Source organism: Streptomyces taklimakanensis, assembly GCF_009709575.1.
Taxonomy (GTDB): domain Bacteria; phylum Actinomycetota; class Actinomycetes; order Streptomycetales; family Streptomycetaceae; genus Streptomyces; species Streptomyces taklimakanensis.
The window spans coordinates 1,161,902-1,175,309 of the sequence record NZ_WIXO01000001.1 but is presented as its reverse complement, the minus strand read 5'-3'; the positions used below and the strand labels follow the sequence as shown (position 1 = coordinate 1,175,309).

General features: G+C 71.7%; 11 protein-coding genes. 6 read left to right on the top strand and 5 right to left on the bottom strand.

Annotation, left to right across the window (positions count from 1 at the left end; translation table 11 throughout):
- Nucleotides 1-205: 205 nt before the first annotated feature.
- The 6 genes from gap (at nucleotide 206) to pgi (ending at nucleotide 6,207) form a co-directional block, all read left to right on the top strand.
- A complete protein-coding gene (gene gap / locus F0L17_RS05245; RefSeq protein WP_162465824.1) occupies nucleotides 206-1,210 on the top strand; it encodes a type I glyceraldehyde-3-phosphate dehydrogenase in 1,005 nt (334 codons plus the stop codon).
- 135 nt (nucleotides 1,211-1,345) lie between these two features.
- Complete coding sequence (locus tag F0L17_RS05240) at nucleotides 1,346-2,551, top strand: phosphoglycerate kinase (RefSeq protein ID WP_155070156.1); 1,206 nt, start codon at nucleotides 1,346-1,348, stop codon at nucleotides 2,549-2,551.
- A 149-nt stretch (nucleotides 2,552-2,700) separates the two neighbouring features.
- Nucleotides 2,701-3,477, top strand: coding sequence for a triose-phosphate isomerase (tpiA, locus tag F0L17_RS05235; protein ID WP_155070155.1), 777 nt, complete (start codon nucleotides 2,701-2,703; stop codon nucleotides 3,475-3,477).
- A gap of 186 nt (nucleotides 3,478-3,663) precedes the next feature.
- A complete protein-coding gene (gene secG, locus F0L17_RS05230) occupies nucleotides 3,664-3,900 on the top strand; it encodes a preprotein translocase subunit SecG (protein WP_162465823.1) in 237 nt (78 codons plus the stop codon).
- A gap of 162 nt (nucleotides 3,901-4,062) precedes the next feature.
- Nucleotides 4,063-4,398, top strand: coding sequence for an RNA polymerase-binding protein RbpA (locus F0L17_RS05225; RefSeq protein ID WP_162465822.1), 336 nt, complete (start codon nucleotides 4,063-4,065; stop codon nucleotides 4,396-4,398).
- 144 nt (nucleotides 4,399-4,542) lie between these two features.
- Nucleotides 4,543-6,207 (top strand): glucose-6-phosphate isomerase, encoded by a 1,665-nt coding sequence (gene pgi, locus F0L17_RS05220; protein WP_155070153.1) that lies wholly within the window; start codon nucleotides 4,543-4,545, stop codon nucleotides 6,205-6,207.
- A gap of 122 nt (nucleotides 6,208-6,329) precedes the next feature.
- On the opposite strand, the gene pgl is transcribed toward pgi, so the two are convergent.
- From pgl to tkt, 5 genes are all read right to left on the bottom strand, one after another.
- Nucleotides 6,330-7,073, bottom strand: a complete 744-nt coding sequence (pgl, locus tag F0L17_RS05215) for a 6-phosphogluconolactonase (protein WP_155073179.1) — start codon at nucleotides 7,071-7,073, stop codon at nucleotides 6,330-6,332.
- 62 nt (nucleotides 7,074-7,135) lie between these two features.
- Nucleotides 7,136-8,248 carry a glucose-6-phosphate dehydrogenase assembly protein OpcA gene (opcA, locus tag F0L17_RS05210; protein WP_155070152.1) on the bottom strand — a complete coding sequence of 371 codons (1,113 nt, stop codon included), beginning with the start codon at nucleotides 8,246-8,248 and terminating at the stop codon, nucleotides 7,136-7,138.
- The gene (gene zwf / locus F0L17_RS05205) at nucleotides 8,245-9,780 is read right to left on the bottom strand and encodes a glucose-6-phosphate dehydrogenase (protein ID WP_155070151.1); all 1,536 of its coding nucleotides are present in this window, start codon (nucleotides 9,778-9,780) and stop codon (nucleotides 8,245-8,247) included. Before zwf ends, opcA begins: the two co-directional genes overlap by 4 nt.
- Complete coding sequence (tal, locus tag F0L17_RS05200; RefSeq protein WP_155070150.1) at nucleotides 9,777-10,895, bottom strand: transaldolase; 1,119 nt, start codon at nucleotides 10,893-10,895, stop codon at nucleotides 9,777-9,779. Before tal ends, zwf begins: the two co-directional genes overlap by 4 nt.
- Nucleotides 10,896-10,929: 34 nt before the next feature.
- Nucleotides 10,930-13,023, bottom strand: a complete 2,094-nt coding sequence (gene tkt / locus F0L17_RS05195; protein ID WP_162465821.1) for a transketolase — start codon at nucleotides 13,021-13,023, stop codon at nucleotides 10,930-10,932.
- Between the last annotated feature and the right edge of the window lie 385 nt (nucleotides 13,024-13,408).

The window sequence follows — 13,408 nt, the reverse complement described above, 5'->3', positions numbered from 1 at the left end:
CGCTCCCGCCCCTTCGGGCCGCCCCGGGCGAACCCCGTGCCGTCCGCCTTCGCCCGCCGCCGAGGCGTCGGTGCGCCACACCGTGTCCGGAAGGTGGTCGATGCCACTTGCCGGCGCCTGGCGCGGTAGGGTCGGAAGTGGTCGGGGACATCCCAAACAGCATTCGTCGGTGTCCGCACCGGCGTACCAACGAGGAGATCGGTTCGTGACGATCCGCGTAGGCATCAACGGCTTTGGCCGCATCGGTCGCAACTACTTCCGCGCGCTCCTGGAGCAGGGCGCGGACGTCGAGATCGTCGGTGTCAACGACCTGACCGACAACGCGACCCTGGTGCACCTGCTGAAGTACGACAGCATCCTGGGCCGCCTCAAGCAGGAGGTCGGCCACACCGCCGACACCATCACGGTGGGCAACCAGACCTTCAAGACGATGGCCGAGCGCGACCCGGCCGCCCTTCCGTGGGGCGAGCTCGGCGCCGACGTCGTCATCGAGTCCACCGGTATCTTCACCAAGCGCGAGGACGCCGCCAAGCACCTCCAGGCCGGCGCGAAGAAGGTCCTCATCTCGGCCCCGGCCAAGAACGAGGACATCACCGTCGTCATGGGCGTCAACCACGAGTCCTACGACGCCGAGAAGCACCACGTGGTCTCCAACGCCTCCTGCACCACCAACTGCGTGGCGCCGATGGCCAAGGTGATGGACGAGAGCTTCGGCATCGTCAAGGGCATGATGACGACCGTCCACGCGTACACCAACGACCAGCGCATCCTGGACTTCCCGCACAAGGACCTGCGCCGCGCCCGCGCCGCCGCCGAGAACATCATCCCCACCTCGACCGGTGCCGCCAAGGCCACCGCGCTCGTCCTGCCGCAGCTCAAGGGCAAGCTGGACGGCATCGCCATGCGCGTCCCGGTCCCGACCGGCTCGGTCACCGACCTCGTGCTGGAGCTCGACCGCGAGGTGAGCAAGGACGAGGTCAACGCCGCCTTCCAGAAGGCCGCCGAGGGCCGGTTGAAGGGCATCCTGGAGTACACCGAGGACCCGATCGTCTCCTCGGACATCGTCAACTGGCCGGCCTCCTGCACCTTCGACTCCTCCCTGACCATGGTCCAGGGCAAGCAGGTCAAGATCGTGGGCTGGTACGACAACGAGTGGGGCTACTCCAACCGCCTCGTGGACCTGACGGTCTACGTCGGCGAGCGGCTCTGAACACGCTGTCCCACCGCAGCGCCGAGATGTGACACAGCGGGGCTCGCAGGGCGCGACGACGCGTCCCGCGGGCCCCGCCTCACGATGACCGACCACGGACTCGGCCCCACGGGCCGACCACTACGGAGCCACACCATGAAGACGATCGACGATCTCGACGTGGCGGGCCGGCGGGTCTTCGTCCGCGCCGACCTCAACGTGCCGCTCGACGGCGAGACCATCACCGACGACGGCCGCATCCGCGCGGCCCTCCCGACGATCACCAGGCTGGTCGAGGCCGGCGCCCGGGTGGTCGTCGCCTCCCACCTGGGCCGCCCCAAGGGAGCCCCGGACCCGAAGTTCTCCCTCGCCCCCGTCGCGCGGCGGCTCGGCGAACTCCTCGGCAAGGACGTCGCGTTCGCCTCCGACACCGTCGGCGAGTCCGCGCGCGCCACCGTCGACGGCCTCGCCGACGGGCAGGTCGCGGTGCTGGAGAACCTGCGCTTCAACGCCGGCGAGACCAGCAAGGACGACGCCGAGCGCGGCGCCTTCGCCGACCGCCTCGCCACCCTGGCCGACCGCTACGTCGGCGACGGCTTCGGCGCCGTGCACCGCAAGCACGCCTCCGTCTACGACCTCCCGGCGCGGCTGCCGCACGCCGCCGGTGACCTCATCGCCACCGAGGTCGGCGTCCTGCGCCGGCTCACCGACGACGTCGAGCGGCCCTACGCGGTCGTCCTGGGCGGGGCCAAGGTCTCCGACAAGCTCGGTGTCATCGAGCACCTGCTGGAGCGCGCCGACCGCATCCTCGTCGGCGGCGGCATGGCGTACACCTTCCTCAAGGCCCAGGGCCACGAGATCGGCGCCTCGCTGCTCCAGGAGGACCAGATCCCGGCCGTCCGGGGCTACCTCAAGCGCGCCGAGGAGCGGGGCGTGGAGTTCGTCCTGCCGGTGGACGTGGTGGCCACCGCCGACTTCCCCGACCTGGGGGCCAAGGCGCCCACCGAGCACACCACCGTCGCCGCGGACGCCATCCCGGCCGACCTGATGGGCCTGGACATCGGCCCCCGCAGCCGCGAGCTGTACGCGGCCAAGCTCGCCGACGCCGCCACCGTCTTCTGGAACGGGCCGATGGGCGTCTTCGAGCACCCCGACTACGCCGAGGGCACCCGGGCCGTCGCCCGGGCGCTGATCGACAGCTCCGCCTTCACCGTCGTCGGCGGCGGCGACTCCGCCGCGGCCGTCCGCATCCTGGGCTTCGAGGAGACGGCGTTCGGCCACATCTCGACCGGCGGCGGCGCCAGTCTCGAGTACCTCGAGGGCAAGACGCTCCCCGGGCTCGCCGCGCTGGAGGACGCGTGAGCCCAAGGCACCTCCCGGCGGCGGCCGGAGGAGCCCGCGCGGCCGCCGGGCCGCGGACGACCACGACGATGCCCGCACCTCTCCGCCGCACGGACGGCGACGGCACGAGCCGCCGTCGCGGCGGAGTGAACTGAAAGGCACCCCTACCCATGGCACACCGCACCCCGCTGATGGCGGGCAACTGGAAGATGAACCTCAACCACCTTGAGGCCATCGCCCACGTCCAGAAGCTCGCCTTCGCCCTGAACGACAAGGACCACGACGCCGTCGAGGTCGCCGTCCTGCCCCCCTTCACCGACCTGCGTTCGGTGCAGACCCTGGTCGACGGCGACAAGCTGAAGATCCGCTACGGCGCCCAGGACATCTCGGCGCACGAGTCCGGCGCGTACACCGGAGAGGTCTCCGGCGCCATGCTCGCCAAGCTGAACTGCACCTACGTGGTGATCGGCCACTCCGAGCGGCGCCAGTACCACAACGAGACCGACGACCTGTGCAACGCCAAGGTCAAGGCCGCCCACCAGCACGGCCTGACCCCGATCCTCTGCGTCGGCGAGGGCCTGGACGTCCGCAAGGCCGGCGACCAGGTGGCCCACACGCTCGCCCAGGTGGACGGGGCCCTCGCGGGCGTGTCGGCCGAGCACGCCGCGAGCATCGTCATCGCCTACGAGCCGGTGTGGGCCATCGGCACCGGCGAGGTCGCCACCCCCGAGGACGCCCAGGAGGTGTGCGGCGCGATCCGCGGCCGGCTGGCCGAGCTGTACGACCGGGAGACGGCCGACGCGGTCCGCATCCAGTACGGCGGCTCGGTGAAGTCCGGGAACGTCGCCGCGATCATGGCGCAGCCGGACGTGGACGGCGCGCTGGTCGGTGGGGCCTCGTTGGACGTGGACGAGTTCGTGAGGATCGTTCGCTTCCGCGACCAGTGAGGAAGGCCGCCGCGATCGGCGGCGAGTGACGGCGGGCTCCGTACGTCGTACCCTGTCGGGGCCGGGAGCGGGCACTCCGCGTCTCCCGGCCCCGCGTCCTCGCGGGGCACGCACCACACCGGTACCACCCGCACCACCCGGCAGTTCCCATCCGTCTTCCACCCGTCCGAGAGAGTTGGTCCAGCCGTGATCCTGGGGTTCTCCATCGCCCTCGTCGTCTTCAGCCTGCTGCTGATGCTGCTCGTGCTGATGCACAAGGGGAAGGGCGGCGGCCTCTCCGACATGTTCGGCGGCGGCATGCAGTCCTCCGTCGGCGGCTCCTCGGTCGCCGAGCGCAACCTCGACCGGATCACGGTCGTGGTCGGTCTCGTCTGGTTCGCCATCATCGTGGCGCTCGGCATCCTGATGAAGCTCGACTCCTGACGCTCCGCCGCCATCCCGGCCTATCATGAGGCTCGCGTCCACGGGTCCGCGGGACGGTAACTCCGCTCTGTGGACGTGCGTTGGGCCCTACGTACACTGGGGCACCCGCAGCGGAGCGGTCCGTCAAGGCTCCGCGGCACCATGAGGCAGGGAGTTACGACCGTGGCAAGTGGCAACGCGATCCGGGGCAGCCGGGTCGGAGCGGGGCCGATGGGGGAGGCCGAGCGGGGCGAGTCCGCGCCGCGTCTGCGCATCTCCTTCTGGTGCTCCAACGGGCACGAGACCCAGCCAAGCTTCGCCAGTGACGCGCAGATCCCGGAGACCTGGGACTGTCCGCGCTGTGGTTTTCCGGCCGGCAAGGACCGGGACAACCCGCCGGACCCGCCGCGCACCGAGCCGTACAAGACACACCTGGCGTACGTGCGCGAGCGGCGCAGCGACGCCGACGGCGAGGCGATCCTCGCCGAGGCGCTGGCCAAGCTCCGCGGCGAGATCTGAACGCGGCCCGACCGGGCGGCGGAGACTCGGCGACGGCCCGGCCGTACGCCCCGTCGGGGCGCGCGGCCGGGCCGTCGTTCCATTAGGTTGGTCTGCGGCGGGGTGTGCCACGAGAGAACCGAGAGAAGTGGACTGAGTTCGCAGATGAACGCTGAAGGCCGCGACAGGCTCGACCGCATGCCGCAGTGGCAGGCGCTGGCCAGGCACCGCGAGGAACTGGGGGAGGTGCACCTGCGCGACCTGTTCGCCGACGATCCGGGCCGCGCGGAGCGGTACACCGTCCGGGTCGGCGACCTGTACCTGGACTACTCCAAGAACCTGGTGACGGACGAGACGCTGCGGTTGCTGCGCGAGTTGGCCGAGGCCGCCGACGTCGCCGGGCTGCGGGACGCGATGTTCCGCGGGGAGCGGATCAACAACACCGAGGACCGGGCCGTCCTCCACACCGCCCTGCGCGCCCCGCGGGAGGCGGTGATCGAGGTCGAGGGGGAGGGCGGCGGGAACGTGGTGCCCGCCGTGCACGCCGTGCTCGACCGGATGTCCGTGTTCGCCGAGGCGGTCCGCTCGGGCAGGTGGGCCGGCCACACCGGCAGGCCCGTCAGGACGGTCGTCAACATCGGGATCGGCGGTTCCGACCTGGGCCCGGCGATGGCGTACGAGGCGCTGCGCGCCTACACCGACCGGGACCTGGACGTCCGCTTCGTCTCCAACGTGGACGGCGCGGACCTGCACGAGGCCCTCCAGGGCCTGGATCCGGCCGAGACGCTGTTCGTCGTCGCCTCCAAGACCTTCACCACGATCGAGACGATCACCAACGCCACCACGGCGAAGAACTGGCTGCTGAGCGGCCTGGGCGCGGGGAAGGAGGCGGTGGCCAAGCACTTCGTGGCGCTGTCGACGAACGCGAGGGCGGTCGAGGAGTTCGGCATCGACACCACGAACATGTTCGAGTTCTGGGACTGGGTCGGCGGGCGCTACTCGTACGACTCGGCCATCGGCCTCTCGCTCATGATCGCCATCGGCCCGGATCGCTTCCGCGAGATGCTCGACGGCTTCCGCACCGTCGACGAGCACTTCCGCACCGCGCCGCCGGAGGACAACGCCCCGCTGCTGCTGGGCCTGCTGGGCATCTGGTACGGCTCCTTCTTCGACGCCCAGTCGCACGCGGTGCTGCCCTACAGCCACTACCTGTCGAAGTTCACCGCCTACCTCCAACAGCTCGACATGGAGTCCAACGGCAAGTCGGTGGACCGGCGGGGCGAGCCGGTGAGCTGGCAGACCGGGCCGGTGGTCTGGGGCACGCCGGGCACCAACGGCCAGCACGCCTACTTCCAGTTGCTGCACCAGGGCACCAAGACGATCCCCGCCGACCTGATCGGCTTCGCCCGACCGGTGCCCGGCCTGTCGCCCGAACAGGCCGCGCAGCACGACTTGTTGATGGCCAATCTCTTCGCCCAAGGGCAGGCCCTGGCGTTCGGCAAGACCGAGGAGGAGGTCAGGGCGGAGGGCGTCGCCGAGGAGCAGGTCCCGCACCGCACCTTCCGGGGCAACCGTCCCACGACGACGATCCTCGCCTCCGAGCTGACGCCGTCGGTGCTGGGGCAGTTGGTGGCGCTGTACGAGCACAAGGTGTTCGTCCAGGGCGCGGTGTGGAACGTCGACTCCTTCGACCAGTGGGGCGTGGAGCTGGGCAAGGTGCTCGCCAAGCGCGTCGAGCCCGCACTGACCGAGGGGGCCGAGGTGGCGGGCCTGGACGCCTCCACGGCCGCCCTGGTGGCCCGCTACCGGGCCCTGCGGGGCCGCGGCTGAGAGCCACCGGCCCACGCCGGAGGCCGCCGCACGGGGCCGCGGCCCGTCCCACGCGTCGAGCGGGGGACGGGCCGCGGGGTGTCCTTCCGGCGGCCACGGGGCCGTACGGGTCCGTTCCCCGCTCAGCCCCGGGCCGCGGCGGGGAGGCGGGCGGCGGCCGCCTCGTCCAGGATCCACAGGGTGCGCTCGCGGCCCCGGGCTCCCGCCGCGGGGGTCTCGAAGGGGTCTTGCGCCGCCAGCGCGCCGGCCGCGGCCTCGGCCTTGTCCTCGCCCGCCGCCAGCAGCCAGACCTCCCGGGCCGACCGGATGGCGGGCAGGGTGAGGGAGATCCGGGTCGGTGGCGGCTTCGGGGCCTCCAGGACGCCGGTGACCGTCCGCGCCTCCTCCCGCACGGCCGGATGGCCGGGGAAGAGGGAGGCCACATGGGTGTCCGGACCGAGCCCCAGCAGCAGGACGTCGAAGACCGGCACCCGCGGCGCTCCCCCCTCGCCCCCGCCGGCCGCGTCCGCCGCGGCGGCCAGCTCGGCCGCATACGCCGCCGCGGCCGCGGCCGCGTCGTCGCCGTGCGGGCCGTCGGAGGCGGGCATCGGGTGGACGCGTGCCGGATCCAGCGGCACGGCGTCCAGGAACGCCTCGCGGGCCTGGGTGTGGTTGCGGTCCGGGTCGCCGTCGGGCAGGAACCGCTCGTCGCCCCACCACAGTTCCACGCGGGACCAGTCCACGCCGTCCCGCCCCGGTGCCCGGGTCAGGGCGGCCAGCAGCGCGTTGCCGTTGCGTCCGCCGGTCAGCACCAGACGGGCGTCGCCCCGCGCGGCCTGCGCCTCCACGACCGCGGTGACCAGGCCGGCCGCCGTGGCCCGGGCCATCCGTTCCTTGTCCGGGTGGACGACGATCCGGGGCGCCGGCGGGGAGAGGGACTCGGTGGCGCTCACCGGGCCGCCTCCCCGCCGGAGCGCTTCGTCCGACTCTTCCCCGAGCCCTTCGCGGCGCCCCCCGAGGTCCTGGCGGAGGCTCCCTTCGGCGCCGTCCTCCCGGTGGCCCCGGCGTCCCCGTCGCTCCCGGAACCGCCCGTCGGTTCCGCGTCCGCCGCGGTCCCGGCGCCCGCTTCCGGGGCCGCGTGGCCCAGCCGGTCGAGGCCGAAGCCGACCGCCTGCGCGTACGTCTCGTCCGGGTCCAGGCGCCGCAGCTCCTCCGCGATCAGCTCGGCCGTGGAACGCCGGTGGAGCGCCACGCCCCGGTCCGGCTGACCGGGCACGGAGAGCCTGGCCAGCGAGTCGGAGCCGCGGTCCAGACGGATGTCGCCCTCCTCGGTCGACAGCCGCACGGCCGTGATGCCCGGACCGTCGGAGACCACCCGGTCCACGGGGGCGTCCAGTCGCGCGGCGAGCCAGAGCGCCAACAACTCCACGCTGGGGTTGTACTCCTCGCCCTCGACCACGGTCGCGGTGACCCGGGTCTGCTTCTGGTCCAGCGCGGCGGCCAGCACGCTGCGCCACAGGGTGACGCGGGTCCAGGCCAGGTCGGTGTCGCCGGGCGCGTAGGAGTCGGCGCGCAGCCGGAGCGCCGCGACCGGGTCCTCGGTCTCCGCCGCGTCGGTGATGCGTCGTTGGGCGAGGGCGCCCAACGGATCCTTCGAGGGGGTCTCGGGCGCGTCGGCCGGCCACCAGACGACCACGGGGGCGTCCGGCAGCAGCAGGGGCAGCACCACGCTGTGGGCGTGGTTCGCCAACTCGCCGTGCAGCCGCAGCAGGACCGTCTCCCCGGTGCCGGTCTCGCCGCCCACCCGCACCTCGGCGTCCAGCCGGGCCGTGGCCCGGTCCCGGGGGGAGCGGCCCGGACGCCGGACGACGACGAGGATGCGCGAGGGGTGCTCCTTCGACGCCTCGTTGGCCGCCTTGAGCGCGTCGTAGTGGCTGCCCTCGTCCGTGACGATGACGAGCGTGAGCACCATGCCGACGGCCGGGCTGCCCATCGCGCGCCGCGCCTTCACCAGGGTCGCGTTGATCCGACCGGACGTGGTGTCAGTGAGGTCGATGTTCATGGCCGCCGCCAGCTCCGTCCGTCACGTGCGAGCATCTCGTCGGCCGCCTGGGGCCCCCAGGTCCCGGCGGTGTACGGCTCGGGACTGCCGTGTGCGTCCCAGTACTCCTCGATCGGGTCCAGGATCTCCCAGGACCGCTCGACCTCCTGGTGCCGGGGGAAGAGGTTGGCGTCGCCCAGCAGGACGTCCAGGATGAGCCTCTCGTACGCCTCCGGGCTGGACTCGGTGAAGGACTCGCCGTAGGCGAAGTCCATCGTCACGTCGCGGATCTCCATCGAGGTGCCGGGCACCTTGGAGCCGAACCGGATCATGACGCCCTCGTCCGGCTGCACCCGGATGACCAGGGCGTTCTGCCCCAGCTCCCGGGTGTCGGTGGCGTCGAAGGGGGAGTAGGGAGCGCGCTGGAAGACCACCGCGATCTCGGTGACCCGGCGCCCCAGCCGCTTGCCGGTGCGCAGGTAGAAGGGAACGCCCGCCCACCGGCGGTTGTCGATCTCCAACTTGATGGCGGCGTAGGTGTCGGTCCGCGAGGCCGGGTCGATGCCCTCCTCCTCCAGGTAGCCGGGCACCTTCTCGCCGCCCTGCCAGCCGGCCCGGTACTGTCCGCGCACGGTGTGACGGCCCAGGTCCTTGGGCAACCGCACCGCGTTGAGCACCTTGAGCTTCTCGGTGACCAGCGCCTTGGCGTCGAAGGAGACGGGCTCCTCCATGGCGGTCAGGGCCAGCAGTTGGAGCAGGTGGTTCTGGATGACGTCGCGCGCCGCGCCGATGCCGTCGTAGTAGCCCGCCCGACCGCCGATGCCGATGTCCTCGGCCATCGTGATCTGGACGTGGTCGACGAAGCTGCGGTTCCACAGCGGCTCGAACATCGTGTTGGCGAAGCGCAGCGCCAGGATGTTCTGGACGGTCTCCTTGCCCAGGTAGTGGTCGATCCGGAAGACGTCGGACTGCCGGAAGACCCGGTGGACGACCCGGTTGAGCTCCTGGGCGCTGGCCAGGTCGTGGCCGAAGGGCTTCTCGATGACCGCGCGGCGCCAGGAGCCCTCCGGGGCCTCGTTCAACCCGTGCTTCTTGAGCTGCTCCAGGACGGTGGGGAAGAACTTCGGCGGCACCGAGAGGTAGAAGGCGAAGTTGCTCCCGGTGCCGCGCGAGGCGTCCAACTCCTCGATGGTGGACTTCAGCTTGGCGAACGCCTCGTCGTCGTCGAAGACGCCGGGGACGAAGCGCATCCCCTCGCCGAGCTGCCGCCAGACCTCCTCGCGGAAGGGGGTGCGGGCGTACTTCTTGACGGACTCGTACACCACCTGGCAGAAGTCCTGGTCCTCCCATTCGCGGCGGGCGAAGCCGACGAGGGAGAAGCCCGGGGGGAGCAGGCCCCGGTTGGCGAGGTCGTAGATGGCCGGCATCAGCTTTTTTCGCGACAAATCACCCGTGACGCCGAAAATGACCAGGCCCGACGGCCCCGCGATTCGCGGAAGCCGCCGGTCCTGTGCGTCACGCAGCGGATTGGCTGCGTTGCTCACCTGCGTCATGCCTCCTTCGGGGCGAGACGCTTCAGCTCGGCCTCGGTGGAGGCCAGCAGGTCACTCCAGGACTTCTCGAACTTCTCGATGCCCTCGACCTCCAACTTCTCGACGACCTCGTCGTAGTCGATGCCCAGCTTGGCGAGCGCGTCGAGGTCGGCGCGGGCCTGCTCGTAGGTGCCGCGCACCGTGTCGCCGGTGATCTCGCCGTGGTCGCCGACGGCCTTCAAGGTGGCCTCCGGCATGGTGTTGACCGTGCCCGGGGCGACCAGCTCGGTGACGTAGAGGGTGTCGGGGTAGGCCGGGTCCTTCACACCGGTGGAGGCCCACAGCGGACGCTGCCGGTTGGCGCCGGCGGCCTCCAGGGCCGTCCAGCGGTCGGAGGCCACGACCTCCTCGTAGGCCTGGTAGGCCAGCCGGGCGTTGGCCAGCGCGGCCTTGCCCTTGAGCGCGCCGGCCTCGTCGGTGCCCAGGGCGTCCAGCCGCTTGTCGACCTCGGTGTCCACCCGGGAGACGAAGAACGACGCCACGGAGTGGATGTCGGACAGGTCCAGGCCCTTGGCCTTGGCCTGTTCCAGACCCTCCAGGTAGGCGTCCATCACCATCCGGTAGCGCTCGATGGAGAAGATCAGCGTGACGTTGACGCTGATGCCCGAGGCGATGGTCTCCGTGATCGCCGGAATCCCGGCGCGGGTGGCGGGGATCTTGATGAAGGTGTTGGGGCGGTCCACCAGCCAGGCGAGCTGCTTGGCCTCGGCGACCGTCGGCCGGGTGGCGTGGGCCAGCCGCGGGTCCACCTCGATGGAGACCCGGCCGTCCAGGCCGCCGGTGGCGTCGTAGACCGGGCGCAGCACGTCGGCGGCGTCACGGACGTCGGCGGTGGTGATCATCCGGATCGCCTCCTCCACCGTGACGTCGCGGGAGGCGAGATCGGTGATCTGCCGGTCGTAGCCGTGCCCCTCGGAGATCGCCTTCTGGAAGATCGACGGGTTGGTGGTGACGCCCACGACGTGGCTTTCGTCCAGCAGCTCGGCGAGGTTGCCGGACGTGATGCGCCGGCGGGACAGGTCGTCCAGCCAGATCGCGACGCCTTCGTCGCTCAGGCGCTTGAGTGCGTCTGTCATGAGGATGCTCTCCTGTTTCCGTTGCCTGTTGGCGTCAGCGTGCTGCGGCGTCGATCGATTCCCGGGCGGCGGCGACGACCGCCTCCGGGGTCAGGCCGAACTCGCGGTAGAGCACCTTGTAGTCGGCCGAGGCGCCGAAGTGCTCCAGGGAGACGATCCGGCCGGCCTCGCCGACGTACCGGTGCCAGGTCAGGCCGACGCCGGCCTCGACCGCCACGCGGGCCCGCACCGCCGGAGGCAGGACGTGCTCGCGCCACTGGCGGTCCTGCTCCTCGAACCACTCCAGGCACGGCATCGACACCACCCGGGCGGGCACGCCCTCGGCCTGGAGGGTCTCGCGCGCGGCGACGGCGAGCTGCACCTCGGAGCCGGTGCCGATCAGGACGACCCGCGGCTCGGTGGTCCGCCCCTGCGCGTCCTGTGCCTCCAGCAGGACGTAGCCACCGCGGGCGGCGTCCTCGTTCGGCTCGTAGGTCGGCACGTTCTGACGGGTCAGCGCGATGCCGTGCGGGGCCGGACGGTCGCCGTGGCGGCGCACGACCTCGCGCCAGGCGATGGCCGTCTCGTTGGCGTCGGCCGGACGGACCATGTTCAGGCCCGGGATCGCGCGCAGCGCGGCCAGGTGCTCGACGGGCTGGTGGGTCGGGCCGTCCTCGCCCAGACCGATGGAGTCGTGCGTCCACACGTAGGTGACCGGCAGCTTCATCAGCGCGGCCAGCCGGACCGCCGGACGCATGTAGTCGGAGAACACCAGGAAGGTGCCGCCGTAGATCCGGGTGTTGCCGTGCAGCGCGATGCCGTTCATGGTCGAGCCCATGGCGTGCTCGCGGATGCCGAAGTGCACCGTGCGGCCGTACGGACTGGCCTCCGGCAGCGGGTTGTCCGCCGGCAGGAAGGACGAGGAGGCGTCGATCGTGGTGTTGTTCGAGCCCGCGAGGTCGGCGGAACCGCCCCACAGTTCGGGCAGCACCCCGCCCAGCGCCTTCAGCACGGCGCCGGACGCCTTGCGGGTGGCCATGTCCTTGCCCGGCTCGAAGGACGGCAGCGCCTTCTCCCAGCCCTCGGGCAGCTCGCCGGCGTTGATCCGGTCGAAGTCGGCGGCGCGCTCGGGGTTGGCCTCGCGCCACTTGGCGAGCTCGCCCTCCCACGCCTCGCGCGCGGCACGGCCCCGGTCCACGACCCGGCGGGCGTGCGCCAGGACCTCGTCGGCGACGTCGAAGTGCCTGTCGGGGTCGAAGCCCAGCACCCGCTTGGTGGCCGCGACCTCCTCATCGCCCAGCGCGGAGCCGTGCGAGGCCTCGGTGTTCTGGGCGTTCGGCGCGGGCCAGGCGATGATCGTGCGGGCCGCGATGATCGAGGGACGCTCGGTCTCCTCCCGGGCCGCCGTCAGCGCCGCGTACAGCGCCTGGACGTCGAAGTCCCCGTTGGGCGCCTGCTCGACGCGCTGGACGTGCCAGCCGTAGGCCTCGTAGCGCTTCAGGACGTCCTCGGAGAGCGCGGTCGCGGTGTCGCCCTCGATCGAGATGTGGTTGTCGTCGTACAGGGCGACGAGGTTGCCCAGCTTCTGGTGGCCGGCCAGCGAGGAGGCCTCGGCGGAGACGCCCTCCTCCAGGTCGCCGTCGGAGACGATCGCCCAGATGGTGTGGTCGAAGGGGGACGTGCCCGGGGCGGCGTCCGGGTCGAACAGGCCGCGCTCGTAGCGGGCGGCCATCGCCATGCCCACGGCGTTGGCGATGCCCTGGCCCAGCGGACCGGTGGTGGTCTCCACGCCGACCGTGTGGCCGTACTCGGGGTGGCCGGGGGTCTTGCTGTCCCAGGTGCGGAAGGCCTTGAGGTCGTCGAGCTCCAGCCCGTAACCGGACAGGTAGAGCTGGATGTAGAGCGTCAGGCTGGTGTGGCCGGGAGAGAGGACGAACCGGTCCCGTCCGACCCACCGGGCGTCGGACGGGTCGTGCCGCATCAGCTTCTGGAAGAGCAGGTACGCGGCGGGCGCCAGGCTCATGGCCGTACCTGGGTGGCCGTTGCCGACTTTCTGCACGGCGTCCATGGCCAGGACACGGACGGTGTCGACAGCCCGCTGATCCAGTTCGGTCCACTCGAGGTCTGTTGTGGTCGGCTTGGTGCTCACCCTGCGTCAGGGCTCCTCTCCACAGGTCGAAGGCCGGTGTCCGTTGGGTCACACCGGGCGGTGTCGAGCGTACCCCCGCTGGTGTTCCCCTTTTCCGGGTACTCATCCTTTGGGCGGCGCCATGGACGAACCGTCTCGAACCGGGCGTCCCGCCGGGCTCGCGCTGGGCATCTGACGGACACGGAGCGCACATGAGCGGAGATCCTCCGTCAGGGACGGGGTCCGGGTTTCCGTCACTCCGCGTAGTCGTCGGCGGGGTCGGTCCCGCCTCCGCCCGCTCGTCGGTTCGCCCGTTCCGTTCGACCCCGGGCCCTCCGCGGGCGGGGTCGGTCCGCCGGCCGGCCGGGTGGGCGCCTTCGGACTCCCGGGGGCGGGGGCGTCCCCA

Coding starts and splice junctions, on each gene's coding strand:
- F0L17_RS05240 (WP_155070156.1), top strand. CDS start 1,346: ATGAAGACGATCGACGATCTCGACGTGGCGGGCCGGCGGGTCTTCGTC.
- tpiA (WP_155070155.1), top strand. CDS start 2,701: ATGGCACACCGCACCCCGCTGATGGCGGGCAACTGGAAGATGAACCTC.
- pgi (WP_155070153.1), top strand. CDS start 4,543: ATGAACGCTGAAGGCCGCGACAGGCTCGACCGCATGCCGCAGTGGCAG.
- pgl (WP_155073179.1), bottom strand. CDS start 7,073: ATGGCCCGGGCCACGGCGGCCGGCCTGGTCACCGCGGTCGTGGAGGCG.
- opcA (WP_155070152.1), bottom strand. CDS start 8,248: ATGAACATCGACCTCACTGACACCACGTCCGGTCGGATCAACGCGACC.
- zwf (WP_155070151.1), bottom strand. CDS start 9,780: ATGACGCAGGTGAGCAACGCAGCCAATCCGCTGCGTGACGCACAGGAC.
- tal (WP_155070150.1), bottom strand. CDS start 10,895: ATGACAGACGCACTCAAGCGCCTGAGCGACGAAGGCGTCGCGATCTGG.